The 24011-nt window shown below is 53.1% G+C and carries 25 protein-coding genes; 16 read left to right on the top strand and 9 right to left on the bottom strand.

Translation table 11 applies throughout. The annotated features are described in order from the left end of the window. Nucleotides 1-321: 321 nt before the first annotated feature. Together Q8W24_RS15265 and Q8W24_RS15270 are read left to right on the top strand one after the other, a co-directional pair. The gene (locus Q8W24_RS15265; RefSeq protein WP_305414115.1) at nucleotides 322-1305 is read left to right on the top strand and encodes a fatty acid desaturase; all 984 of its coding nucleotides are present in this window, start codon (nucleotides 322-324) and stop codon (nucleotides 1303-1305) included. Beyond that, on the top strand, nucleotides 1305-1943 hold the full coding sequence (locus tag Q8W24_RS15270; RefSeq protein WP_303431756.1) for a GNAT family N-acetyltransferase: 639 nt from the start codon (nucleotides 1305-1307) through the stop codon (nucleotides 1941-1943). Before Q8W24_RS15265 ends, Q8W24_RS15270 begins: the two co-directional genes overlap by 1 nt. 13 nt (nucleotides 1944-1956) lie before the next feature. Here Q8W24_RS15270 and Q8W24_RS15275 read toward each other — a convergent pair whose 3' ends face one another. Further along, nucleotides 1957-2085: a hypothetical protein gene (locus tag Q8W24_RS15275; RefSeq protein WP_303431755.1), complete on the bottom strand. Its 129-nt coding sequence runs from the start codon at nucleotides 2083-2085 to the stop codon at nucleotides 1957-1959. Nucleotides 2086-2393: 308 nt separating this feature from the next. Beyond that, nucleotides 2394-2552, bottom strand: a complete 159-nt coding sequence (locus Q8W24_RS15280; RefSeq protein ID WP_303431754.1) for a hypothetical protein — start codon at nucleotides 2550-2552, stop codon at nucleotides 2394-2396. Nucleotides 2553-2704: 152 nt separating this feature from the next. Between Q8W24_RS15280 and Q8W24_RS15285 the strand changes: the two genes are divergently transcribed. After that, on the top strand, nucleotides 2705-3379 hold the full coding sequence (locus Q8W24_RS15285; RefSeq protein WP_305414117.1) for an arylesterase: 675 nt from the start codon (nucleotides 2705-2707) through the stop codon (nucleotides 3377-3379). Between the two features lie 61 nt (nucleotides 3380-3440). Then, complete coding sequence (locus tag Q8W24_RS15290; protein ID WP_305414118.1) at nucleotides 3441-4250, top strand: inositol monophosphatase family protein; 810 nt, start codon at nucleotides 3441-3443, stop codon at nucleotides 4248-4250. 138 nt (nucleotides 4251-4388) lie between these two features. Here Q8W24_RS15290 and ilvN read toward each other — a convergent pair whose 3' ends face one another. Both ilvN and Q8W24_RS15300 read right to left on the bottom strand, forming a co-directional pair. Beyond that, nucleotides 4389-4880 (bottom strand): acetolactate synthase small subunit, encoded by a 492-nt coding sequence (ilvN, locus tag Q8W24_RS15295; protein ID WP_303431904.1) that lies wholly within the window; start codon nucleotides 4878-4880, stop codon nucleotides 4389-4391. A gap of 4 nt (nucleotides 4881-4884) precedes the next feature. Then, a complete protein-coding gene (locus Q8W24_RS15300; RefSeq protein WP_303431751.1) occupies nucleotides 4885-6609 on the bottom strand; it encodes an acetolactate synthase 3 large subunit in 1725 nt (574 codons plus the stop codon). 387 nt (nucleotides 6610-6996) lie between these two features. Between Q8W24_RS15300 and Q8W24_RS15305 the strand changes: the two genes are divergently transcribed. Beyond that, nucleotides 6997-7446 carry a DUF4124 domain-containing protein gene (locus Q8W24_RS15305; RefSeq protein ID WP_303431750.1) on the top strand — a complete coding sequence of 150 codons (450 nt, stop codon included), beginning with the start codon at nucleotides 6997-6999 and terminating at the stop codon, nucleotides 7444-7446. 57 nt (nucleotides 7447-7503) lie between these two features. Here Q8W24_RS15305 and pgeF read toward each other — a convergent pair whose 3' ends face one another. Further along, nucleotides 7504-8238, bottom strand: coding sequence for a peptidoglycan editing factor PgeF (gene pgeF, locus Q8W24_RS15310; RefSeq protein ID WP_305414119.1), 735 nt, complete (start codon nucleotides 8236-8238; stop codon nucleotides 7504-7506). Then, the gene (rluD, locus tag Q8W24_RS15315; RefSeq protein ID WP_303431748.1) at nucleotides 8219-9184 is read right to left on the bottom strand and encodes a 23S rRNA pseudouridine(1911/1915/1917) synthase RluD; all 966 of its coding nucleotides are present in this window, start codon (nucleotides 9182-9184) and stop codon (nucleotides 8219-8221) included. The genes pgeF and rluD overlap by 20 nt, the downstream gene beginning before the upstream one ends. A gap of 128 nt (nucleotides 9185-9312) precedes the next feature. On the opposite strand from rluD, the gene Q8W24_RS15320 reads away from it, so the two are divergent. After that, nucleotides 9313-10134: an outer membrane protein assembly factor BamD gene (locus tag Q8W24_RS15320; RefSeq protein ID WP_305414120.1), complete on the top strand. Its 822-nt coding sequence runs from the start codon at nucleotides 9313-9315 to the stop codon at nucleotides 10132-10134. 95 nt (nucleotides 10135-10229) lie between these two features. Here the strand turns inward: Q8W24_RS15320 and Q8W24_RS15325 are convergent, their stop codons facing one another. Further along, nucleotides 10230-11864, bottom strand: coding sequence for an NAD+ synthase (locus Q8W24_RS15325; RefSeq protein ID WP_305475868.1), 1635 nt, complete (start codon nucleotides 11862-11864; stop codon nucleotides 10230-10232). Between the two features lie 114 nt (nucleotides 11865-11978). Between Q8W24_RS15325 and Q8W24_RS15330 the strand changes: the two genes are divergently transcribed. From Q8W24_RS15330 to Q8W24_RS15375, 10 genes are all read left to right on the top strand, one after another. Beyond that, the gene (locus tag Q8W24_RS15330) at nucleotides 11979-13517 is read left to right on the top strand and encodes a PAS domain-containing sensor histidine kinase (RefSeq protein WP_305414121.1); all 1539 of its coding nucleotides are present in this window, start codon (nucleotides 11979-11981) and stop codon (nucleotides 13515-13517) included. Beyond that, on the top strand, nucleotides 13514-14878 hold the full coding sequence (locus Q8W24_RS15335) for a sigma-54 dependent transcriptional regulator (RefSeq protein WP_303431744.1): 1365 nt from the start codon (nucleotides 13514-13516) through the stop codon (nucleotides 14876-14878). Before Q8W24_RS15330 ends, Q8W24_RS15335 begins: the two co-directional genes overlap by 4 nt. Before the next feature lie 127 nt (nucleotides 14879-15005). Next, nucleotides 15006-15560 carry a GspH/FimT family pseudopilin gene (locus Q8W24_RS15340; RefSeq protein WP_303431743.1) on the top strand — a complete coding sequence of 185 codons (555 nt, stop codon included), beginning with the start codon at nucleotides 15006-15008 and terminating at the stop codon, nucleotides 15558-15560. 131 nt (nucleotides 15561-15691) lie between these two features. Further along, nucleotides 15692-16282 carry a hypothetical protein gene (locus Q8W24_RS15345; protein WP_305475869.1) on the top strand — a complete coding sequence of 197 codons (591 nt, stop codon included), beginning with the start codon at nucleotides 15692-15694 and terminating at the stop codon, nucleotides 16280-16282. 20 nt (nucleotides 16283-16302) lie between these two features. Next, nucleotides 16303-16653 carry a hypothetical protein gene (locus tag Q8W24_RS15350; RefSeq protein ID WP_303431741.1) on the top strand — a complete coding sequence of 117 codons (351 nt, stop codon included), beginning with the start codon at nucleotides 16303-16305 and terminating at the stop codon, nucleotides 16651-16653. A gap of 11 nt (nucleotides 16654-16664) precedes the next feature. Beyond that, nucleotides 16665-20066: a PilC/PilY family type IV pilus protein gene (locus tag Q8W24_RS15355; protein WP_305475871.1), complete on the top strand. Its 3402-nt coding sequence runs from the start codon at nucleotides 16665-16667 to the stop codon at nucleotides 20064-20066. A gap of 38 nt (nucleotides 20067-20104) precedes the next feature. Then, nucleotides 20105-20560, top strand: coding sequence for a GspH/FimT family pseudopilin (locus Q8W24_RS15360; protein WP_305475873.1), 456 nt, complete (start codon nucleotides 20105-20107; stop codon nucleotides 20558-20560). Continuing rightward, nucleotides 20554-21165: a prepilin-type N-terminal cleavage/methylation domain-containing protein gene (locus tag Q8W24_RS15365; protein WP_303431738.1), complete on the top strand. Its 612-nt coding sequence runs from the start codon at nucleotides 20554-20556 to the stop codon at nucleotides 21163-21165. The genes Q8W24_RS15360 and Q8W24_RS15365 overlap by 7 nt, the downstream gene beginning before the upstream one ends. Further along, a complete protein-coding gene (locus tag Q8W24_RS15370) occupies nucleotides 21162-22001 on the top strand; it encodes a PilW family protein (protein WP_305475874.1) in 840 nt (279 codons plus the stop codon). The genes Q8W24_RS15365 and Q8W24_RS15370 overlap by 4 nt, the downstream gene beginning before the upstream one ends. 50 nt (nucleotides 22002-22051) lie before the next feature. Then, on the top strand, nucleotides 22052-22492 hold the full coding sequence (locus Q8W24_RS15375; protein WP_305414126.1) for a type IV pilin protein: 441 nt from the start codon (nucleotides 22052-22054) through the stop codon (nucleotides 22490-22492). A gap of 91 nt (nucleotides 22493-22583) precedes the next feature. On the opposite strand, the gene ispH is transcribed toward Q8W24_RS15375, so the two are convergent. Together ispH and Q8W24_RS15385 are read right to left on the bottom strand one after the other, a co-directional pair. Then, complete coding sequence (gene ispH, locus Q8W24_RS15380; RefSeq protein WP_303431735.1) at nucleotides 22584-23528, bottom strand: 4-hydroxy-3-methylbut-2-enyl diphosphate reductase; 945 nt, start codon at nucleotides 23526-23528, stop codon at nucleotides 22584-22586. Then, nucleotides 23518-23976, bottom strand: a complete 459-nt coding sequence (locus Q8W24_RS15385) for a peptidylprolyl isomerase (RefSeq protein WP_305475875.1) — start codon at nucleotides 23974-23976, stop codon at nucleotides 23518-23520. Before Q8W24_RS15385 ends, ispH begins: the two co-directional genes overlap by 11 nt. Nucleotides 23977-24011: the final 35 nt, after the last annotated feature.

Consider the following 24011-nt stretch of genomic DNA (forward strand, 5'->3'; position numbering starts at 1 on the left):
TTTCGCTGCATTCGTCGCCTTGCTCTGAACAACGGCAACACTCGCGCAGAGCCGTGCAGGATTAAATAGATGTCCCCATCAGCAAGAAACCCGCGAGCGCCGAATGTGAATAGCGTCACATTTATTGAATTGCTCAATAAAAAAATACCATTTATACATTACCATGCAGGAGCCTGAGAACGAGAAAAGCCAGAATAATACAAAGATGCCGCTTAAAAGATGCCGCTTAATAGTTTCAGGTGATATTTAGGCGACTACTGCCTTGAAAAACACTGAAGCATGGGTTATCGTGATTTTTGAATCTGATTCAAAGTATATATTATGAAAAAATCGCACTGGAATACAATAAGAGAGCAATTCCCGCGAAAAGGTTTTTCCAGTGCAACACTATTCATCTGGATATGCGATTTTATTTTGCTTGGACTCTCTTTCTACCTCTTTCAACTAAAAGGGGTTTACATAATATTATCCTGGTTTTTTCTGACCACAGTTTTATTACACGCATATTTATTCCAACACGAAGCCACACACAATACTTTAACCAGGAAAATCACAACCAATGATTTTTTAGGACATTTATTTAGTTGGTTGATTTTTATGCCTTATTTGTCAAGAAAACGGTCACACGTATTACATCACCGTTATACAGGGCATCCGACTCTCGACCCTGCCAACAAAAGAGCGATTGATTTCTTCTCCGTCCTCTCTGACGAAATGTCCAGAAAACTAGAATTTGTCTGGAAATATTGGATACCATTATTTGTACTAAATGACAGAATCGGCCTTTGGCGAGATCCATTTCAAGATATACATAAAAATTATAATTCCCTGTCACTAAAAAAAGAGCGAAAGTATTCTGCTATTTATTTTTCTTTATACCTGTTAGCACTAATAATACTGTTTAGTTCCTCTCTCTTGGTAACGGCATTATTTTGGTATATTCCCGCACTTATATTATTATTCTATCTCGAAGAGCTCGTTAATTTACCACATCATGCAGAAACACCACTATTAGACAAGGAAGACAAACCGTTGCATTTTTCTAAGCAATACTTGGTGTCTCATTCATGCAAGCATGTTCCAGTCTGGTCAAATTTTTTCTTGCTAAACTTCAACCGCCATATTCCGCATCATTTTTTTCCTTGGGTATCCTGGAATCAACTACCTCAATTAGATGAAAAAATCAGAATGAACATTGATCCGGGCTTGATAGAAGACAAAACACGTAATGAAATCAAGTGGTCCATAACCAATCGCAAGCGTTCCATTCTAGATATAATGGGGCATTATTTTGATAAGCGATAGTGTTTTTTGAGATTAGAGAACCCGGCCAATACAAACAAAATCCTTCAATCACAATTATATTACTCCATATGAAATTCAAATTAGTAGAAACTGATCAAGAACGCTATTTGGTACAAAAACTGTATCATGATTGCCTAGTGTCAGAAAACACCATACCTGCCCAAGCATCCGGAATTATCAATATGTATCCTCAACTAGAGGATCTGTACAATAGTGATGTAATATTCGTCAAAGAAGACGATAAAATAGTGGGGACAATCAGTGTTTCAAGAGATGTTCATATGGGCGCACCTGCTGATAAATACTTTCCCAAAGAAATGACACAGATACGTAAAAACAACAGCAATATTTGTAATGTTTGGCGTATTTGCACACACCCGGACTACAGGTCAAAGAACAGTTTGATAAAACAGCTTGTAAAGCAAGCGATACAGATTATCATTAAAAAAGACTATGAAGAGATTGTTATAGCAGTCAATCCTGAAAATGATTTTTTTTATAAGAGAGTTTTAAAATTCACTGAAATCGCCCGGATAACTCAAATGCCCAACGAACTGATACCGGCAGGTGTGGTGCTAATGAAGGTACCTCTACAAAATTTACCAGAATATTGGAAAAAAGGTGTGTCATACTTTTAATCAAGCTATCAGATCACTGGCTTTCATCCAGGTCAATTCGACTGAGTTTTGGCGATAATTCTTCGTTCATCGCACCGCGTTTATCGCCGCAAATCATCCCTCCGGTTGCATCCACCAATACCAGACAGTCATTCAATGGCATCGGGATACCCGCTGGTGAATGTTGTTTCTGATGGCCAATCAATAGCAGAAGGTCAGGGCATTATCGATTGACGGCATTGGCTTTTACTGCGGTTTTCACGTGATTTATTCGACGACGAACAGATGTGTGATCCAGTGTTTCTGGCGGCTGCAGCCATGTCTGCCCGAGCAAACCGTTGTAACAGTACATTGCCCTTGAACAGCCAATGCCAGCGCAGTAGCCCCATATCGTTCCAGTTCTTCCCCTGCTGAATATCAACAAACAGCGCCACATGATAGTGATTCGACATCACTGCATAAGCGGCCTGACTAATAATTTACCGGACAACCATGTTGGAAAATACCGCGGTGTCCGAGCAGTGACAGCTCGCCAACAGAAGGGAAACCCAACCCGGCCATAATCCCTAACAGCGTCGGCTTGTCACTGCCCGAGGTGCCCACCATCGCCAGACTGGTACCGACTTCCACTTTTCCTCTTGCAGAGAAACCGACCCCTTTAACAGGGTCAGCGGTTGTCCTCTTGCTTGCACTGTTTTGCCAACACAGGTTAACTCAGAGCTGGACTGTGGCTACCACCAGCCACAAAGGACGATGTCGATTTTTCAAGGGGACTAAGCGATATGTCACTGTTATCACGCATGGCTGGTATCAAAATCCTGTTAGTGGGGCTGGTCGTATTGACCGGCCTGCCGTCATGGGCTGAGCCAATAGACACCGGTCACAGCAAGAATCCGGTCGTCCTGGTCATTGGAGATAGTATTAGTGCCGGATTTGGCGTGCCGGTTCAACAGGGATGGGTCACTCTGTTCCAACAACAGTTGCAGCAACGTGTTCCACACGTCACGGTAGTTAATGCCAGTATCAGTGGCGACACCACCCAGGGCGGTGTGGCGCGTTTGCCTGCGCTGATACAAAGCCATCAGCCAGACCTGCTGATTATCGAACTTGGTGGCAACGATGGCCTGCGCGGTACGCCACTCAGTGTCATTCGCAGCAATCTGGAACGGATGATCACCATGGCGGAGCATGAGGGTATTATGGTGATGTTACTGGGTATGCAGATACCCCCCAATTACGGCAGCCGTTATACCGAAGGCTTTGCCAATATTTACAGCGAACTCGCCAATCAGCAAGAAACCCTGTTACTCCCCTTTTTGCTGGAAGGCATCGCCACGCAGCCAGAGTTGATGCAGGCTGACGGCATTCATCCTGCCACCGCAGCCCAGCCAATGATGAGCACCGCCGTGATCGATGCCCTCGATATCTGGATACAGTTTGTTAACAACGAACTGTAACCAGGGTTGCATTTAATCGCTGAACGATTCAGCCCTTACTCGCCGACAGGAATCATGCACCATGAATTATCAACCCATGCTCGATCTGGCACTGTCACTGGCGCAACAGGCCGGTGATACTATTGCCCAACTGCGTAATGACCTGCAGATCAATTTCAAATACGACGGTGCTGAATTGGTTACCCAGGCCGACGTCGCCGCTGACCAGTTGATCAGTAACGGCATTCTGGCTGCTTTTCCGGATCATCATTTGTTATCGGAAGAACTGGGGCCGGAAAACAGCACCGAGTGCGAGCATCTCTGGATCATTGATCCGATCGATGGCACCGTCAATTACGCCCATGGCCAGCACCAGGTGGCTGTCTCGATTGCTTATTACCACCAAGGCAAAGCCCGGGCTGCGGTAGTGCATAGCCCGTTTCAGGGAGAAACGTTCCATGCTCTCGAAGGCCAGGGTGCTTGTATGAATAACCAGCCGATTCACTGCTCCGGCAAAACCGAGTTAAACCGCGCCCTGATTGGTACCGGCTTTCCTTATCAGAAAGATGATCTTGATTACCTGATCGGTCGTTTTGGACAAGTGCTCAAGCACTGTGCCGATCTGCGCCGGGTCGGTGCCGCCGCCCTCGATATGTGCTGGGTCGCCTGTGGCCGCCTCGATGGTTACTACGAAAACGTTAAAATCTGGGACTGCGCCGCAGCACAATTGATTGCCCGCGAAGCCGGTGCCCGACTCGGGCATATTCATCCCCTGCCAGACAGCACCAATCCGCAGTTGGTCAGCAGTAATATCATGATTGTGACCCCTGCGCTGTTTGAGCCATTACAAGCGCTGCTACGCCAGTCGGATGCCAGCTTCGGTCGCCACTAGACCACAGCCACCTTCCAGACAGCACTGACCGGCTTGCCGAGCCACTATCCGTCGGTCATTAAAAAACCCGTTGCCAAAAAATATCGGCAACGGGTTTTTTGTATCGATCACCTCCTCTCGGGAAGGTGGCCGGGATCATTACAGGCTCAGGACTTTCTCGCCACGAGAAATACCGGATACCCCTGTCCGCACGGTTTCCAGAACCGCCGCAGACCCAATCGCATCGATAAAGGCTTCCAGTTTGTCAGTCGCCCCTGTCAGCTGAATGGTGTACACACACGGAGATACATCCACGATCTGGCCACGGAAGATATCCGCCGTCCGCTTGATTTCTGCACGCTGGGCTCCTACCGCTTTCACCTTGATCAGCATCAGCTCACGTTCGATATGCTGACCTTCAGACAGGTCCACCAGCTTGACCACTTCAATCAGCTTGTTGAGCTGCTTGGTGATCTGTTCGATCTTGCGATCATCACAGTGTGTGGTCATGGTCAGACGCGACAGCGTTGGATCTTCCGTCGGTGCAACCGTCAGGGTTTCAATGTTGTAGCCACGCTGGGCGAACAGTCCGACCACCCGTGACAAGGCACCTGGTTCGTTTTCCAGCAGGATAGAAATTATATGTCGCATCATCTCAGGTACGCTCCGTCTTGCTCAGCCACATGTCGCGCATGGAACCCAAAGGCACCTGCATTGGATAAACGTGTTCTTCCGGATCAACAGCGACGTCAAGGAAGACCAGACGATCCTTGTACTTGTTCAGAGCATCGTCCAGCGCTTGCGGCAACTCGTCACGGCTTTTCACCTGAATACCGACATGGCCATAGGCTGCTGCCAGCTTGACAAAGTCCGGTAGCGATTTCATGTAGGAATTGGAGTGACGCCCTTCGTAGTTCATATCCTGCCACTGACGCACCATACCCAGAGAACCATTGTTCAGGCAGATGATCTTGACCGGAATACCGTACTGCAGGCAGGTCGACATTTCCTGAATGTTCATCTGGATCGAACCTTCACCGGTAACACATACCACTTCGTGATCCGGGAAGTTCATTTTCACGCCCATCGCAGCCGGAAAACCAAAGCCCATGGTGCCCAGACCGCCAGAGTTGATCCAGCGATTCGGCTTGTCGAACTTGTAGTACTGGGCAGCAAACATCTGGTGCTGACCAACATCAGAGGTAACGTAGGCATCACCCTTGGTCGCAGTCCACAGCGCTTCGATCACTTCCTGGGGTTTCATCAGGCCGTTGTCGTTTTTCTCGTAACGCATGCCATGACGTGGACGCCAGTCGTTGATCTGTTTCCACCAGGAGGCAAGCGCATCGGCGTCGGGAGTTTCTCCGGCTTCGTCCAGCAACGCGGTCATTTCGTCCAGCACGGTACCCACTGGCCCAACGATCGGTACATCGGCAGTGATCGTTTTGGAAATCGACGATGGGTCGATATCGATATGAATGATCTTCGCATCCGGGCAAAACTTGTTGGTCGCATTGGTGACACGGTCGTCAAAGCGCGCACCAACCGCCAGAATAACATCCGCATGGTGCATCACCACGTTGGCTTCGTAGGTGCCGTGCATACCCAGCATGCCGAGGAAACGCTCACCGGTACCGGGATAACCACCCAGCCCCATCAGGGTACTGGTACATGGGAAATCCAGACGGTCGACCAAGGCCCGCAGTTTGTCGGAGCTGCCATCGATAATAACGCCGCCGCCGCTGTATACCACCGGACGTTTGGCCGCCAGCAGCAACTCAACAGCCTTTTTGATCTGGCCGGAGTGACCACGCTGAGGGGGCGTGTAGGAGCGCAACTTGACCTTTTTCGGATAAACGTATTCGTAACGTTCATTCGGCATGGTCATGTCTTTTGGAATATCAATCAGTACAGGCCCTGGGCGGCCGGTATTGGCAATATAAAACGCCTTGGCGATCAGCTCCGGAATTTCTTCTGGCCGACGAACGCTGAAGCTGTGCTTCACTACCGGGCGTGAAACACCCAGCATGTCGGTTTCCTGAAAGGCATCGTCGCCCACCAAATGACTCATCACCTGACCAGAAATGACGACCATTGGAATGGAGTCGGTAAACGCTGTCGCGATACCGGTAATCGTGTTTGTAGCACCAGGGCCAGAGGTCACCATGACCACACCGGCCTTGCCGGTTGCACGTGCATAACCATCTGCCATATGGGCCGCCGCTTGCTCGTGGCGGACCAGGACATGTTTCACGGCACTTTGTTTGTAGACTGCGTCGTAAATGTGCAGCAGTGAGCCGCCCGGATAACCGTAAATGTATTCAACGCCTGCTTCGTGCAGGGCACGAACCAACATCTCTCCGCCGGAAAGTAATTCCACCGTACTATCCTCTTGCACAGGCTCTTGTCAGAGCATGAGTGATATAAAAATTGCAGGATCAACATCATCACACCCTGAAGGTGGATTGATCCCGGTGAGGATGAATAACTTGTAGTTGCTCATCAAGGTCCCGCAATCTGGTCATAAACGGCGGGTTGGAACCGAATCGGAGGATAACTCTGATCCAGAGGCCATGACTGCCAGAGTCCAGTACAGGGGTGTTGACTGTTCAATCCGGCAAAAGCGCTGCAATTTTAGCAGCATAGCGCCGTTTGTCCAGAGAACACGCGGGTCGCAGCATTCCGGAATTGCGGCTGTTTCCTTGACTTATTCCCCCGTTGCCATAGTGTTCGCTGCATCCCGGTTCTGTTGATTTATCAGGTTTTTATGAAATATCTATTTTCAACATCAGCGCTACTGCTAACCATATTGTTATCCAGCCCGTTACAAGCGCAGGTCTATCGCTGGACGGACGCCAATGGCCAGGTACACTTCGGCTCTCAACCGCCGCGGGACCAGCAGGTCAAGGCCGAAGCCTATGAGGTCCAGGTGTCACGCCCTGAAGCCGGCCAGGTTGCCGATGCCGCAGCACCAGCCAATGGCAAGCCGGAAAACGAAGCGCAACAACCAGACCCCGACGCAGGCAAGCCCAAAGTATCCAAAGAAGAGGCTGACAGCCGCTGCCAGCAGGGCCAGCAATACATGAACCAGCTCAGCAGCAATTACAGCCGTCGTTTCAAGGATGCCGAAACCGGTGAATTCCGCCCGTTAAGTGATGCCGAACGGCAACGGGAACAGGATAAGGCCCGTAAAATCATGGCGGATTATTGCCAGTAACGGAAAACACCGTCCGCGCTGGGCACTGCTCACAGATCCCGGAAACACGACAGCGCTTTATTCGCGCCAGATCAGACTGGCCTGGCGTCCGGTCTGGCCATCCCGGCGATAGGAATAGAAACGCTGCGGCTCACTGAAAGTACACCAGTCGCCTCCCAATACCCGCTCAACTCCGGCCTGCTGCAAACGCCAGCGGGCCAGGCCATACAGATCAGCGAAATAACGATCCCCTGCACCGGCTACAAAACAATCTGCCGGCGCATCCGCAAAGCAAGCCTTTACCTCTGGCCCCACTTCAAACGCCGTCGGCCCAATGGCCGGCCCCAGCATGGCGATCACCGGTCGACTGAAACAAGCCAGGGTCTGCTCCAGCACACCTCCCGCCAGACCACGCCAACCGGCATGGGCGGCGGCAACCTGCAAACCATCGTCGCTGACCAGCAACAGCGGCAAACAATCTGCAGTCATGACCGCACAGGCCATGCCGGCTTCTGCACTCCAGCTGGCGTCGGCGCGCAGCAGCACATCGCTGCCACAGGCCTGTACGCAACGATTGCCATGCACCTGATCCAGCCACTGAATCGACTGCAGGCCCGGTAGTTGCCGGATCAGCGACAAGCGGTGCCGCAGTACCTGCTGTCGGTCATCACCTACGTGCAGCCCGAGGTTGGCCCCCTGCCACGGCGATGCAGACCCGTCACCGCACAACAGACGCCGGGTACTGAAAGCGATCTGTACCCCGTCAGGTAAAGACCAGTCCGGACGGATCAGCTCAACGGTTGTGCGCGTCACGCCGGTCTTCCTCCAGCATTTCCAGCAGTTCGATGATGTCATCGGGCAGATCAACTTCCCATTCCATCCATTCCTGTTCTACCGGATGCAATAGCCCCAGCGCCTTGGCATGTAACGCCTGACGGGGAAAACTCTGCAACAGGCTGCGCAGGGAAGAACCAATACCCTTGGTCAGACGCGTACGGGCAGCGTAGGTGGCATCACCAACCAGCGGATGACCGATATGCGTCATATGCACCCGGATCTGGTGTGTCCGGCCGGTTTCCAGCTTGCAGCGAATATGGGTGTGGGTCGGAAATTTATGCAGCACCCGGTAATGGGTTACCGCGTCTTTGCCAACCGGATTGACGGCCATACGGGTACGCTGGGTACCGTGTCGGCCAATCGGCTCGTCCACCTTGCCGCCACCGGTCATATACCCTTGTACAACCGCTTCGTACTCCCGTCCCATGGTGCGGTCTTGCAGCTGCGCCACCAGGTGAGCCTGGGCTTGCAGGGTCTTGGCCACCACCATCAATCCGGTGGTGTCCTTGTCGAGCCGATGCACAATCCCTGCCCGTGGAATATTGGCCAGTTCCGGGCAATGGTGCAGCAGGCCATTCAGCAAGGTGCCTTCGCGATTGCCGGCGGCAGGGTGCACTACCAGATCGGCTTGTTTGTTGAGCACCAGAATATGATCGTCTTCGTAGACGATATCGAGATCCATCGCCTCCGGCAGCCAATCACCTTCCGGTGACAATTCAGCTTCCAGCGCGAGGGTTTCGCCGCCAGTGAGTTTGTCCCGGCCACGCCAGAGCTTGCCATCAACGGTCAGCTGGCCGTCCTTGATCCATTGCTGCAGTCGTGAACGGGAATAATCAGGGAACAGTTGTGCCGCTACCTGGTCTAGTCGTTTGTTGCCCTGGTCGAAGGGCACCTGGGTACTGATAGAAATCTGATTGGTCATAGTTTGCCAAATCGGAGAGGGTCGATACGGTACCAGACCTCTGCGCCGCCAATTGGTTGGGGCTGTGTCGGGACTGTGTTTTAATACCGCGCTTTACTGAAGTATATCCACAATTAGGAATGCGCTCCATGACGTGCCGCTGGCTGTTGATTTTATTATCTGTCCTGATGGTCGCCTGCTCCGGAAATCCGGACAAACCCAGAGAACAGACCGAGCAACAATTGTATCAGGAAGCCCGAGCCGCACTGGACAAGGACAGCAATGTGCTTGCCATTGAAAAACTCAAGGCCCTCGAATCCCAATACCCTTTTGGTGAGTATGCCGAACAGGCCCAGCTGGAGCTGATTTACGTTTATTTCAAAACCAGTGATCTGGAATCTGCCCTCGAAATGGCAGAGCGGTTTATTCGCTTGCATCCGCTGCACCCCCAGATCGACTATGCCTATTACATTCGCGCACTGACAACCTATGAAATGGGCTTCACCATGGTCGAGCGACGCTTGTCCAACGATGTCGCCCAACGGGACCCGACGCCACTGCGCGATGCGTTCCAGTATTTTTCTGAATTATTAACCCGCTTCCCGGACAGCCCTTACACCGCAGATGCCCGGGCACGCATGGTCTATCTGCGTGAACGGCTGGCCAGCCACAATATTGGTGTTGCACGCTATTACATGAAACGCCACGCCTTTATCGCCGCAGCCAACCGGGCCAATAAAGTGGTCTCCGACTACCCTGGCACCACAGCGGTTGCCGATGGTCTGGTTATTATGACGGAAGCTTACCGGGAGCTGTCGATGGACAAGGAAGCCGATCGCTCACTGGCCTTGCTGAAGTACAATTTTCCTGACCATTCACAACTGCAGGATGGTGAATTTATAACCAGCGGTCTGGCTGAGACGGATCGTCGCAGCTGGCTGGAAATCATTACCTTTGGTCTGAGCAAGTAAATCCGCCAACCTGAACAGGCAGCGATCACATGAGCAGCCTGTCTGGCTGCTCATGTTCCCATCCTGCCATAGCGATGACCATGGCAGGACGCCAATCAGATACCGGCGCGCCAGCCACTGGTGATCGGGTAACGGCGGTCACGACCGAAGCCTCGCGGGGTAACCCGCACCCCGACCGGAGCCTGGCGACGCTTGTATTCGTTAACGTCCACCAGCCGCAGTACCCGCATCACATCCTCACGATCAAAGCCGCTGGCAATAATGGCTTCGGCGCTCATGTCCTGTTCGATGTACTGTTCCAGAATGGTATCCAGCACCGGATAAGGTGGCAGACTGTCTTCGTCTTTCTGATCCGGGGCCAATTCTGCAGACGGTGGACGGTCGATCACCCGTTGTGGGATCACTTCGCCATCGCCGATGGTATTGCGGTAGTGTGCCAGCGCAAACACCCGTGTTTTATAAACATCCTTCAAGGCCCCGTAACCACCTGCCATATCGCCATACAGGGTGGCGTATCCGACGGCCACTTCACTCTTGTTTCCGGTAGTCAGCACCATGTATCCGGTTTTGTTTGACAGCGCCATCAGCAGGACACCGCGGCAACGGGCTTGCAGGTTTTCTTCCGTCGTATCAACAGGCAAGCCGGCAAAGTCCGGTGCCAGGGTGTTCATAAACTGTTCGTAGATAGGGGCAATCGATAACGACTGATAACGGACCCCCATTACCTCTGCCTGCCGGGCTGCGTCTTCCTTGCTCATGCCCGAGGTATAGGTAAAGGGCATCATGACGGCCTGCACCCGGTCAGCACCCAGGGCATCTACCGCAATCGCCAGCGTCAGGGCTGAGTCAATACCGCCCGACAATCCCAGAATCACGCCCTTGAAGTGGTTTTTATTGACGTAGTCACGCACCCCCAGCACCAGTGCGTCGTAGAGACTGGCCAGTTCATGATGATGGGCTTCCGGCAGCGGTGCGCTATCCATTCCCTGCAAGGTACCATCAACAAAGCGGATATCCGCCATGGCTTCCTGGTACGCCGGTAACTGAGCCACATTGCGCCCTTCTGCGTCCATCGCAAACGAGGCACCATCAAACACCAGCTCATCTTGTCCACCGACCTGATTGACGTACACAATTGGCACCCCCAGACGGCTGATATGCTCGCGCAGGATGCCCTGGCGTTCGTGGTGTTTGCCAATATGGAACGGCGAAGCGTTCAGGTTAAGAATCAGTTCGGCACCTGCAGCCACACTTTGCTCGGCTGGCCCGGTAAACCAGATGTCTTCACAAATCGTTAATCCCAGTGCAACACCGGCAATGGTCACCACCAACGGCTGATCACCAACACTGAAGTAGCGTTTTTCATCAAACACCTGATAGTTTGGCAAACATTGTTTGGCGTAACGCCCCAGCGATATCCCCTGATGCCACACACCGGCGCAATTATAGAGTTGCCCATCTTGCCGCCATGGAAAACCCGCCACTATGGCGATGTCCTGGCTGGCGTCGGCCAGGCGTTGTATGGCGGCTTCGACACGTGGCTGCAAACTGGGTCGCAGCAACAGATCTTCTGGCGGGTAACCGGTCAGCGCCAGCTCAGAAAACAGGATAAGATCAGCGCCGCGCTGACGGGCGGCGTCCACTTGGCTGAGCATCTGATCGCAGTTGCCGGTAATATCGCCAACCAGAAAGTTGCATTGCGCCATGGCGATGTGGAGTGACTCTGTCATGCTGTCGCGTTACCTTATGCTGTTTTTCCGCGGTATTGTCTGGAAATTCTGCAAGTTAGGCAAACACATTAACGCCCGACCTTATGAACACCAGCAGGCAACAGGACAGTTAACATGCCATCCAACGTGAGTGATCTGGTCGTCAACGGCAAACGACTGCTGCAAATATACAGCTACTATTCATTATTGCTGGCCTTGTTGATTATGGCGGCTCATACCGTCGATGACGCTACCCTGATTGGCCATGATGCCCCTTATATCAGCCTGGTAGCGACGGTACTGTATGTTGTAATCGCCGCCAGTTTTGTTGCCATTGCCAGCCTGGGGCCCCATGTTCAACTGGCAACCAGCTATTTTTTCCTCGAAACCGCTCTGCTATCGATACTGATGTTTGCCTCCGGCGGTCTCGATACCGGGTTTTCCAGTCTGATCCTGCTTTGTGTGGTGATCGCCAACTTGCTAGCCCCGGGAGTCCTCGGCTTTGCGGTCGCCGCCTGGACCACGCTGGCCATTATGGTGATTCAGCATTTCTGGCCGGAACGTTATCAAACGGGTGAGTTGGTCAATTCTGGCATTTACGGCTTTTTGTGCTTTTTGTTGGCGGCCCTGACCCAGGCACTGTCCCGGCGACTGAACAGTGCCCTGGAACTGGCCAGTGACCAATCGGTGCGGTTGCGCCGCCTGCAGAATATCAGCTGGCAGGCATTGGCTGACTTGCCCAACGGTATCATTGCCTGTGATCGCGACAACCATATCCTGTTTTTTAACCAACAAGCACAACGCTGGCTTAATATCAGCGATGACGAAGAGTTGCCGGCACCATTGCTAACCGTGCTGGATGACCCCGGCCGCAAACACGCACTGACACTGCGGGGGGAGTCCCTGCAGGTCAGTAAAATGCTGTTGCCAGATTCCTTGCCTGGCGACTACTTGCTGTTTATCGAAGACCAGTCCCGTATCGCCGCAACAGCACAACAATTGAAACTGGCTTCTCTCGGGCGCCTGACCGCCAGTATTGCCCACGAAATACGCAATCCGCTCAGCGCGTTACGTCAGGCCAGCCAGCTGTTGGCGGAAACCCCTTACCTGAAAGAAGAAGAGCTGTATCTCAGCCAGGTTATTGAACAGCATTGTATGCGAATCAATCGTACCGTCGAAGATATCTTGCAGCTCAGTCGCAAACGCCAGCCCTCGATTGAGGTCTTGCGCCTGAAACCCTGGCTGGAGCACTTTCGTGAGCAGTTTATCGGGATGCACAGGGAGCAGCCGTTCCAGCTGTTTATCCATTGCCACGATCAGCAGCAAATCGCCTTTGACCCGGATCATCTGCAGCAGATTCTGCATAACCTCTGCGCCAACGGTTTGCGTTATGCCCTCAAACAGCAGCCCAAGGATGCCCGCCTGATGCTTTCGGCCAAACCCCAAAGTCACAACCGCATGTCACTGGATGTGATGGACAACGGCACGGGCATCGCCGACGACAAAATCGAACAACTGTTCGAGCCTTTTTTTACCACCGAGCATAACGGCACCGGCCTGGGGCTTTATCTCTGTCGTGAGTTGTGCGAAGCCAATCAGGCCAACATCCAGTATCATCGTATCCGGGCGGGTTCCTGTTTCCGCCTGACATTGAGAACGGACTTAACCCTATGAAAAAATACTCCGCCCTGATCATCGACGATGAACCGGATATCCGCCAACTGATCGCCCTGACCCTCAGTCGTATGGACATGGAGTGTTACCAGGCTGCCAACGTCAGTGAAGCACTGTCATTACTCAGCGAACGCCCATACCATTTCTGCGTCACCGACATGAAACTGCCGGATGGCAACGGCCTCGAGATCATCCAGCTCTGTCACGCCCGTTATAGCGATATGCCAGTCGCCATGATTACCGCGTACGGCAGCATGGACATGGCAGTTGAAGCCCTGAAAGCCGGCGCCTTTGATGTCGTCGCCAAGCCCCTCGATATTACTCGCCTGCGTGAACTGGTTGCCGCCGCCCTGCAACTGACCCGGGTGCCAGTGCATCTGGAGTCGCTGCCATCCAGTGATGCGTTGCTGGGACGCTCCACGGCGATGATGGCACTCAAGGAAAAAATCCAGAAAGTCGCCCGCACCCAGGCACCGGTTTTTATCCATGGCGAATCCGGTACCGGCAAGGAGCTGGTCGCTCGACTGATTCACCATCAAAGCTCCCGCGCCGATAGCCCGTTTATCCCGGTTAACTGCGGTGCGATCCCGAAAGACCTGATGGAAAGTGAATTTTTTGGTCACAAACGCGGGGCATTTACCGGCGCCAGTGCTGACAAGGACGGTTTTTTCAAAGCCGCGGAAGGTGGCACCCTGTTTCTCGATGAAGTGGCCGAATTGCCCATTGAAATGCAAGCCAAGCTGTTACGGGTAATCCAGGAAAAAGCCACCCGTGCCGTTGGCAGTGAGCACGAGATCCCTATCGATGTACGGATTCTCAGTGCCAGCCATAAAGACCTCGCCCAATTGGTCGAGCAGGAGCGTTTCCGCCAGGATTTGTTTTTCCGCCTCGATGTGATCCAGATTGCCGTGCCACGCTTGTCAGAACGACAGGAAGACATCCCCACCCTCGTTGGCCACTTTATTCGCAAATACAGCAGCGAATGGGGTATGCCGGAAGCCAGCATCGATCAGAAGGCCATGACGGCCCTGATCCAGTACCACTACCCCGGCAATGTCCGAGAGCTGGAGAATATTCTCCAACGCGCCGTTACCATGGCGGAAGGTGATGAAATCAGCCAGGCTGACCTGAACTTGCCCGATCAGGTCACTACCACTCCCAGCACGCTATTGATGCCCGCCATCGACCCGGCGGCGGCGATAGAAACCAGTAATCTGGAAGCCTACCTCGAAAATATCGAACGTAATGCCATTACCCAGGCACTGGAAGCGACTCGCTGGAACAAGACAGCGGCAGCCGAGAAACTGGGTATCAGTTTTCGGGCATTACGTTACCGTTGCAAAAAGCTTGATATTGATTAAACCGTGACCAGTCGATGGCATGAGTAACAACCGGTATCACTAAGCCATCTGCCTGAGTGACAAAAGCCGGATCCTCGCTAAGATAACCAGCAAACCCATCGCAATAGCCAGTCAGGGAGGACAGGCCATGACACGGTTTGCACACGGAATGACCTTGACCGAACTGATGGTCGTGATCGCCGTCCTGGCGATCAGTAGCGTGACCATTACTCCTGCCGCGACCCATATTATCCAGCAACAACTCGCGGATCGGGATATTTCCAGGATTCATATGGCCATTGCCAGCGCCCGAACTCGCGCCATCCTGACACAGACCTCCCATACGTTATGCCCGCTCGACAGCAGCAAGCGCTGCAGTTCACTCTGGAATGGCGAATTAACCCTGTTTTCTGACCGTGAGCGTAACCGCACACTGGATGATGACGACCAGGTGTTGCAGCGTATCCCCGCCGCCGATGACACCGTGCTGCGCAGCTACAACCGTATTGCCATCGCCTTCAGCGCCACTGGATTTGCTGGCGGCTACAACGGCTCTTTCGGTTATTGCCGCACCATGCCCGACGGCCAGTACAAAAGCGCCGCTTTTATTCTCTCGCGCATCGGCCGTTTGCGACCGGGCATCGACGCCAACAACAATGATCGCGTCGAGCTGGCCAACGGCCAAGACGTATCGTGTCGCTGAAACCTCACCGACACCAGGCCAGGGCCAGATACCATTTGTCGTCTTCACTACTCCGTTAGTCCAGCATCTCTGGGCCTCACAGGGTCGCAACAGGTACTGTCCTACAATCAGTATGTCGGCGGAGATTTATCATGCACATTCACTGGACCACACAAGCACCCCGGCAACGAGGGTCAACCCTCCTGGTTAGTTTGGGGGTACTCACTGCGATTACCATTGGCGCCACCGTAGCCATGCAACAATCCACCACGCAAGTACGCATGGTGACCAGTATGAATGTTGAAAAACAGACCTTTGCAGCCTCTTATAGCCACCTTAGCCGAGCCGTAAAAAACCTGGGAAACTCCGGTGGTACCCTGCTAACCGATTTGATCACCCGACAAAATGCCAATATCGAGGCACAGATTAATGACGGTGTGGAGGAAAGCGACCTGCAATACAACTCCGAATACATCAATGCCTATTCCGATTTTGGCTGGCAGACCCCGGACGTGGATTTACTCACCGGCGTCGCCGCCACCACCGTGCTGATTACCTACCCTTCCGACCAGATTGCACAGACTGACACCAGCACACCGAATCTGAAAAACACCGAAGGCTCGTCCGGATCAGCCAGCTCTGCCTATCCATTTGTATTAACGGCTACAACGGCCAGTTCAAGCGGCAATATTTCGTCGACCCAGCAGGTTGGCATAAAAAGAATTGGTGCTTCGGCTCAGTAACGACATTCGCGAGGATTATCATGAATACCCGACTTATTAGCTTGTTCTCCCTGCTGTTATTGTTCAGCCCGATCAGCCTGGCAGTCTCTCCCAACCTGATGCGACATGCTGAATTTCATGTACCGCCGCAAGATCTGATCACCTTTTCCAGTGCCGCCATCACCGTCAAGCTGTGTGATGAATGTCAGGCTGAAAGTATTGCCCTGAAAGCCGATACCGCCTTGTTTGAATATGAACAAGCCATTGACCTCAGCCGGGCATCTGAGATTTACCTGCGCAAGAACATCCCGGTTATTTTTATCGGCATCGACCGCCAGCAAAAACTGGTGGACTACATTAACTTTGGCGGCCATGCGCCGGGCGAACACTGAGGAGCCTTCTTATGAAACTCTACTGGCTAACACTGATCGCCCTGGGGCTGTTCAGTCATCGTCCGGTCCTGGCCGACGACACCGAAATTTACGTTCAGACCACCACCACCACAGCGCCGAATGTGGTCTTTATCATGGATACCTCGGGCAGTATGGGCAGCAGCGTCTACGAAGACGGTTCTTATGCCGGCTCTCGCCTGGATGTGGTTCGGGATGCCGCGATTGAGGTGATCAACAGCACAACCGGTATCAACCTCTCCTTGTTCCGCTTCAACAGTTCCAGCTCCGAGGGTGCCTGGATGAGTAGCCCGATGTTATCGATTGATGCTGAAGGCGTCCGTAGCATGGTCGAGGATATTCTCGATTCCTACTCTCCCGGTGGTGCCACCCCGATTACAGAAAGTGTTTATGAAGCGGCGGCCTACCTCCGTGGCGATGCCATGAAATACGGCAAAACCACCACCGCCAACTCCGATTTGTGTATGGTCTGGGAAGAACAGGAAATCGCTGTTACCGGCTCTGGTTCCAGCGGTAGCTCCAGCTCATCTTCTGGCAGTGTTGATACCAGCCTCTGGTGGTTTCAAATGATGGCCGGTGATGATACCTGGGCCATCGAAGACTACTATCTGAAAAACAACAACACTGACTGGAACTCCTGGAACAAGGTCCATAAAAACTACAAGGGAACCTTACTGGATAGCTACGGCGTAACCCAGTCGGAGTACGAAGCCAGTGAACCCGCCTGGTTTATGGTAATGGATACCTGGAGATGGCCATATGTGGTTGATACAGACACCGGGGCTTATACACCATGGGACGACCTGGACAGCTGGTTTCAAAACGCTCTGATCAAAACTTACGGCATCAGTGAATCCGACTATATTGCCTATACAGCCGCCTCTTCTGAAGATGATGATGGCGATGATTCGGGGGATGACAGTGAACCTGCCACAGAAACCATTCTGGTCTGTACCGAGTACCTGAACCTGGATGATACCCACGATGGTAACGGCAATTATATCTCGCCCATCACCGAAGAATGCCAAACCAACCACGTGGTGATTTTCAGTGACGGTGCGCCTTACTACGACACCAGTATCAACTCCAAGGTGAGATCATTACTGACCGAACTGCCCAGTGCCGATTTCCCCAATGACGATGACTTCAGCTCCTCTTGCACCGGTGACGGTGGTTGCGCCGAAGAACTGGCCTATTACCTGTATAACGCCGACAACAGTGATGACTTCAGTGGCCGTCAGCCGATTTATGTGCACACGATTGGTGGTTTTGTCGCCGGCAGCACCCAGGAACGACTCGATGATATGGCCTCTTACGGTGGCGGTGTTGCCGGTAGCGGTTCCGATTCAGACTCCCTGCGCCTGGCGCTGGTCAAGGTTTTTGAAAACATCTCCAAAACCTCCGGTACCTTTGCTGCCCCCGCCGTGGCGGTCAACGCCTATAACAGCTTGGAGCATCTCGACCAGCTGTATTATTCCGTCTTCAGTCCATCCACTGCTGCAGACTGGACCGGCAATATCAAACGCTACCGGCTCGACAGCAGCGGTGACATCATGGACGTTGATGGCGATCTTGCCATCGACTCATCCACCGGCTACTTTTCTGACAATGCCCGCAGCTACTGGACCCTGGATGAAGATGCTCCGGATGGCGAAACCGTCACCAAGGGAGGGATCGCCCGTCGCCTGTCTGATCCTGGCAGCCGCCGTATCATGACCGATATCGCAGGAAGCAGCATCAGCACGACGGACAACCGTATCAGCAGCAGCAATACGTCACTGCCGGACAACCTGCCGAGCGTCGTACCGGATGACGAAAAATCCGACTTTATCCTCTGGCTGGCTGGCTACGACCCCGACTCATCCAGCACTACTCCACGACGGGAAATCGAAGACGCCCTGCACAGCCGCCCGGTATTGATGTCCTACAGTTCCGGCAGCAGCAGCAAAACCGCGCTGTTTGTTGGTACCAACTCGGGCTATCTGCACGCATTTAACACCGATGAGGATAATCCTGAAGAATACTTTGCCTTTATTCCTTCGGATCTGTTTGAAAGCGCTTATGCCTATTTCGACCAAAGTCCTGATCGGACCTACGGTATGGATGGGTATATCTCCAAATATCACATCGACAGTAACAGCAACAATATCGTCGACTCCGGAGAAAAAGCATATCTGTACAGCGGCATGCGCCGTGGCGGACGAAACTATTACGCACTCGACGTCAGTGATCTTGATTCCCCAACACTGGCCTGGACCATTGAAGGCGGCAGCGGTGATTTTGCTGAGCTGGGACAAACCTGGTCCAAGATGCTGCCAATTACCGTACTGTGGAAAGGTGAGCAAACCGATGTACTGGTCTTTGCCGGTGGTTATGACGAGGCTGAAGACGACTATACCAAGCGCACCGCCCACAGTATGGGTAACGCCATTTATATGGTTGACCCGACTACTGGAGAGCTGCTCTGGAAAGCCTCGAAATCCAGCGGCAATCTGAGGCTGAGTGATATGACCAGTGGCATAGTTGGTGATCTGGTACCTGCCGATAACGATGGCGATGGTGACGTTGACACTATGTATGCCGCAGACCTCGGTGGTCGTATCTGGCGTATAGACTTCGCCCAGGAAGACAGCCTGTCCAATAATGCCTCTACTTTTGCAACCGGCGGCATGATTGCCGACCTGGGTAATGACGAGACCGAAATCAATAACGTCCGGTTTTTCGCCACACCGGATCTGACTTACTCGTCACGGGATACTTTTCTGGATAAAACCACCGGTTACAGTTACGCCGCCAGTCGCTACCAGCTGGTCATCGGCTCTGGCTACCGGGCGCACCCGTTAAACACCATCACCAAGGACCGTATCTATATCATCAACGATTTTGATGTAGATGCGGCACCGGAAACGTACACAGCGCTAACGCAGGATGATCTGGTTGATTACGACGATATCGCAACAGCCGATACCGACGATCTCAAGAACGGGGTCTACCTCGACTTGTCAGGCAGTGGCGAAAAAGTACTTTCCAATGCCATCTCATTAAATTACTACAGCTATATCAACAGTTATCAGCCAACGGATGAGGCTTATCGTTCCGGTTGTGAACCAGATACTGGCCAGAGCACCCTGTACGTCCTGTCCTTGCAGTACACCGCCGGTGAACTCTCGGTCTACAAGGATGAGATTGAATCCAACTTCCCCGGTATCCAGGACACCCCGGTTGTTGTGTACCAGGAAACTGCACAGCCCGTTGATGAAGATGATGAGGAAGAAGATCAGGACAGCACCGTCATCACTTCCAAGCCCACTATCGTCAATGGCACCACTACCGTTGATGCCCTGGGCGCATCAGACCCGGTTGAACAAACCTTCTGGAGGGAATTGGAACAATGATTCAGGCCAGACGGGTTGCAGTATCAGCAAGGGGACCAGTGGCAGGGCTTACCCTGATCGAACTGATGATCACCATCGCGGTATTCGCCATTCTGGCTGCGGTGGGCACCCCTTCCATGACTCGTTACCTGAATAACCAGACTGCCGACCGGATTGCCCGACAGCTGCATACCGACATTCAGTATGCCCGCAGCCATGCCGCCAATTACAAGCTGACGGTTAATGTTCAGCCCAAATCCGGCAGCTGGAGCAATGGCTGGGAGGTCCGCGAGGCCACATCCAATACCATCCTGCGCCAGTCCAGCCTGGATTCCAGCGACGGTACCATCACGGCATCCTCCATGGGTTCCGGGCTTTTATCCTTCAATGGTGCCGGTCGCGCAACCGCCGTCGGAGCCTTGACCATCAAGATTACCGGCTGCAGCGGAAACAGGGTATACCGCATAGAAATACTGGCGATTGGTCAGATCATTCGATCGGAGAGTGCATGTTGATCCAAAGCAAGCGGAGCATATCCGCCACAAAAGGTTTCAGCCTGATAGAAATTCTGGTGACTGTCGCCATTACCACCGTCGGGCTGGTTGGACTGGTGGCTCTGTTGCTGGAGTCTGACCGTTCAGCCCAGGATTCGACCAGTCGCTCCCTGGCGGCCTGGATGATCGATGACCTGACCAACCGTATCATGGCCAATCAGGATGCCGTTGCCAGTTATGACACTGGCGCAGCGGCAGTCAGCTGCGCCGCTCGCCCGACCATGTGTGCCTACTATCACGATGGCACTTCACGCAAGGCCAGCGCCAATTGCAGCGGCGCTCAAATGGCGGCGTTTGATTTATGGGACGTGGCCTGCCCTTCTGATGTATCGGTAACAGACTCCGATATTACCCGCGCCGGTAATGCCGACTTTCTTGCACCGCCTTCCCTCGTTGTTGATGTACAGGCCGGACTCGGCGTCGGTGCTTCGTCAACCCAGGTGCAAATCACGATAACCTGGGATGTCAGAACCTCAGGTACCCTGGATGATGGCAGCACCAACTATCTGAACGAAGGCGACATTACCAACCGTACCGACTCTCTTTCAACGGAGATCGACTTGTGAAAACGTTACCGATAAAACAGCAGGGCATGACACTGATCGAGTTAATGATCGCCGGGATTATCTCGATCATTATCGGTCTGGCTGTGATGCAATTAATGGTCGGCTCCAACCGTGCATCCAACCGTATTGATGGCATGTCACAAGTGCAAGAGAGTGCCCGCTTCACCCTCACCTGGCTATCCAAGCAGGTTCGCCACGGAGGATTCAACCCAGACCTGTTTGGTGAGGCCATTCAACCCGTTGCCGACCTTTGCAGCGATGCCACCCTGATACCTCCAGCCGCCAATGCGGACTGCAACTGGGAATCCACAGATCAGGCCGGTGACCGACTGGCCATCCGCCGCACCTTTGAAGATTCAACGGCGAATACCTGGGACCAGACGACCTGTAGCGGTGTCGACCTGGCAGGGGCGGGCGTTGCTTCGGGTTCAGTGATCGTTGATGTGTACTGGGTTGCACTGGATACCAGCGGTGGTACTGATGATGAATATGACGATGTCTTGCGCTGTGCCAGCTATCTGGAAAATGATGCCGGTTCTGACACCATTCTCGGAGACGGTGTACAGACGATTGCCTCCGGGATCGAATCCTTTCAGGTGCTGTATACCGACCCGGGCGCAGGCAACACCAATGCCAGCCGTTATGTCAGCGCCGACCTCGCCACTCTGGCCGACGTTACAGCTGTCCGTATTGCTATCCTGACCAAAGCGTTCAGCGATGCAGCCCGAGTCGATGGTACCCGCAGCTATCTGGTACTGGATGCTGATCCGATTACCCGGACAGATAATATACCGCGTCAGATTCTTGAAACGACTGTATTTTTCCCGAACCGCTAACCTTCACCATGAAGGCTATTTCCCGATCGACAACAGGAAACCTGAAACCGATGAGATTGCCAGCCCACCTTGCTCCCAGCCGAGGTTTTACCCTGATTGAACTGATGATTGTGATCGCCATTATCGGCATTCTGGCAGCAATCGTTATACCTGGCTATCACAGCTATATAAGCCGGGCCATTCGTGCAGACACTGCCCAGGAATTATCACGTATCATGGCCGCCCAGGAACGTTATTATTCCGATGAGCTGACCTACACCACGGATTTGAGCAAACTGGGACTGACTCTCAGCAGCGGCTATTACCTGATCAAAAGCGGCGATACCACCGCCTACAAAGTGAGTGCTTCCAGTTGCTCTGGTGCTTCCCTGAGCCAATGTATCCAGATCACTGCCACGGCGGTCGGCAGCCAGGCAAGCGACGGTAATCTGGTACTGGACTCCACCGGTACCCAGACCCGTACCGTAGGCAGTGACGTCTTCGAATGGTAAAACACCGGCCAGCCGGTATTGGTTGACGGTCTGCGGCTATCGCAAATGACGGTCGGCCAACCAACCACCGTCAGCTGGCGTCAGACCGGGCTCAGACTTCGCTCAAGCGCAATTCCTTGGGCAGCGAAAACACCACGTTTTCTTCGGTTCCCTGAACTTCTTCAGGGGTCCGACCACCCAGATTCACCAGGCACTGCACTACTTCTTTCACCAGCACTTCCGGGGCTGATGCACCGGCCGTCACCCCTACGTGGCCAATGTCGTTCAGCCATTCAGGGCGGATTTCGCTGGCGTTATCAACCAGATAGGCCTTGGCTCCCATACGCTCCCCCAGCTCGCGCAAGCGATTCGAGTTTGAGCTGTTGGGTGAACCAACCACCAACAGGACTTCACATTCAGCAGCCAGTTGTTTCACGGCATCCTGCCGGTTCTGGGTGGCGTAGCAAATATCATTCTTGCGTGGCCCCTGAATAGCAGGGAACTTCTGTCTCAGGGCATCGATTACCTTGGCGGTATCGTCCATCGACAAGGTCGTCTGGGTCACATAAGACAACCGGGAGGCGTCACGGACAGACAGGTTGGCGACATCCTCTTCATTTTCAACCAGGTAAATACTGCCACCCCGGCTGTAATCGTATTGCCCCATGGTGCCTTCCACTTCGGGATGGCCTTTATGTCCAATCAGCACACACTCGCTGCCATCGGCACTGTACCGGGCCACTTCAAGGTGGACCTTGGTAACCAGTGGGCAGGTGGCATCAAAAACCTTGAGGTGGCGGTCAGTGGCATTCTTGCGTACCGCCTGGGCCACACCATGGGCAGAAAAGATAACAATGCTGCCGTCCGGTATTTCATCCAGCTCATCCACAAAGATGGCGCCACGCTGGCGTAAATCGTTCACCACAAACTTGTTGTGTACCACTTCATGGCGCACATAAATCGGTGGCTCGAACAATTCCAGTGCCCGGTTGACGATATCGATAGCCCGATCAACCCCCGCACAAAATCCGCGTGGATTGGCGAGTTTAATTTGCATGGCTGATCTCTGTCGGTTTGACGTCAAGAATCTGAACCTCGAATGTCAGGATTTTACCTGCCAGAGGATGATTAAAATCCACCTCGACCCACTCGCCTTCCACACTGGCAATCACGCCTGGCAGCTCGGTGTTGGATGCATCCGCAAATGACACCACCAGACCGGGAGAAATCGGCAAGTCCGCGGCAAAGTCGGAACGCTTCATCCGCTGGACATTGTTCGGGTTATGCTGGCCAAAAGCGTGTTCAGGAGCAACACTGAAGGTTTCATGAGCTCCGGGGGCCAAACCTACAAGCAGGCTTTCAAAGCCTTCTGGCAAATTGCCATCACCAATCACCAGCTGCGCAGGCGTGGTATCAAAGGTTGAGTCAATCACCTGGCCATCTGCCAGTTTCAGGGCAAAATGCAGGGATACCGTGCTGCCACTGGAAATAATGTCTGCGGCCATGAGTTCACCTCTTGTTAGGCGTTTGTTGGGCGCTC

It is taken from the genome of Oceanobacter sp. 4_MG-2023, assembly GCF_030689165.1.
In the GTDB taxonomy this organism is placed as follows: domain Bacteria; phylum Pseudomonadota; class Gammaproteobacteria; order Pseudomonadales; family Oceanobacteraceae; genus Oceanobacter.

What these genes read in the sequence shown, in the direction of transcription:
- Q8W24_RS15330 (WP_305414121.1), top strand. Translation starts at nt 11,979, where the DNA reads ATGCCATCCAACGTGAGTGATCTGGTCGTCAACGGCAAACGACTGCTG.
- Q8W24_RS15340 (WP_303431743.1), top strand. Translation starts at nt 15,006, where the DNA reads ATGACACGGTTTGCACACGGAATGACCTTGACCGAACTGATGGTCGTG.
- Q8W24_RS15350 (WP_303431741.1), top strand. Translation starts at nt 16,303, where the DNA reads ATGAATACCCGACTTATTAGCTTGTTCTCCCTGCTGTTATTGTTCAGC.
- Q8W24_RS15265 (WP_305414115.1), top strand. Translation starts at nt 322, where the DNA reads ATGAAAAAATCGCACTGGAATACAATAAGAGAGCAATTCCCGCGAAAA.
- Q8W24_RS15385 (WP_305475875.1), bottom strand. Translation starts at nt 23,976, where the DNA reads ATGGCCGCAGACATTATTTCCAGTGGCAGCACGGTATCCCTGCATTTT.
- ilvN (WP_303431904.1), bottom strand. Translation starts at nt 4,880, where the DNA reads ATGCGACATATAATTTCTATCCTGCTGGAAAACGAACCAGGTGCCTTG.
- Q8W24_RS15335 (WP_303431744.1), top strand. Translation starts at nt 13,514, where the DNA reads ATGAAAAAATACTCCGCCCTGATCATCGACGATGAACCGGATATCCGC.
- ispH (WP_303431735.1), bottom strand. Translation starts at nt 23,528, where the DNA reads ATGCAAATTAAACTCGCCAATCCACGCGGATTTTGTGCGGGGGTTGAT.
- Q8W24_RS15285 (WP_305414117.1), top strand. Translation starts at nt 2,705, where the DNA reads ATGTCACTGTTATCACGCATGGCTGGTATCAAAATCCTGTTAGTGGGG.
- rluD (WP_303431748.1), bottom strand. Translation starts at nt 9,184, where the DNA reads ATGACCAATCAGATTTCTATCAGTACCCAGGTGCCCTTCGACCAGGGC.
- Q8W24_RS15365 (WP_303431738.1), top strand. Translation starts at nt 20,554, where the DNA reads ATGTTGATCCAAAGCAAGCGGAGCATATCCGCCACAAAAGGTTTCAGC.
- Q8W24_RS15355 (WP_305475871.1), top strand. Translation starts at nt 16,665, where the DNA reads ATGAAACTCTACTGGCTAACACTGATCGCCCTGGGGCTGTTCAGTCAT.
- Q8W24_RS15275 (WP_303431755.1), bottom strand. Translation starts at nt 2,085, where the DNA reads ATGCCATTGAATGACTGTCTGGTATTGGTGGATGCAACCGGAGGGATG.
- Q8W24_RS15320 (WP_305414120.1), top strand. Translation starts at nt 9,313, where the DNA reads ATGACGTGCCGCTGGCTGTTGATTTTATTATCTGTCCTGATGGTCGCC.
- Q8W24_RS15325 (WP_305475868.1), bottom strand. Translation starts at nt 11,864, where the DNA reads ATGACAGAGTCACTCCACATCGCCATGGCGCAATGCAACTTTCTGGTT.
- Q8W24_RS15290 (WP_305414118.1), top strand. Translation starts at nt 3,441, where the DNA reads ATGAATTATCAACCCATGCTCGATCTGGCACTGTCACTGGCGCAACAG.
- Q8W24_RS15375 (WP_305414126.1), top strand. Translation starts at nt 22,052, where the DNA reads ATGAGATTGCCAGCCCACCTTGCTCCCAGCCGAGGTTTTACCCTGATT.
- Q8W24_RS15305 (WP_303431750.1), top strand. Translation starts at nt 6,997, where the DNA reads ATGAAATATCTATTTTCAACATCAGCGCTACTGCTAACCATATTGTTA.
- Q8W24_RS15345 (WP_305475869.1), top strand. Translation starts at nt 15,692, where the DNA reads ATGCACATTCACTGGACCACACAAGCACCCCGGCAACGAGGGTCAACC.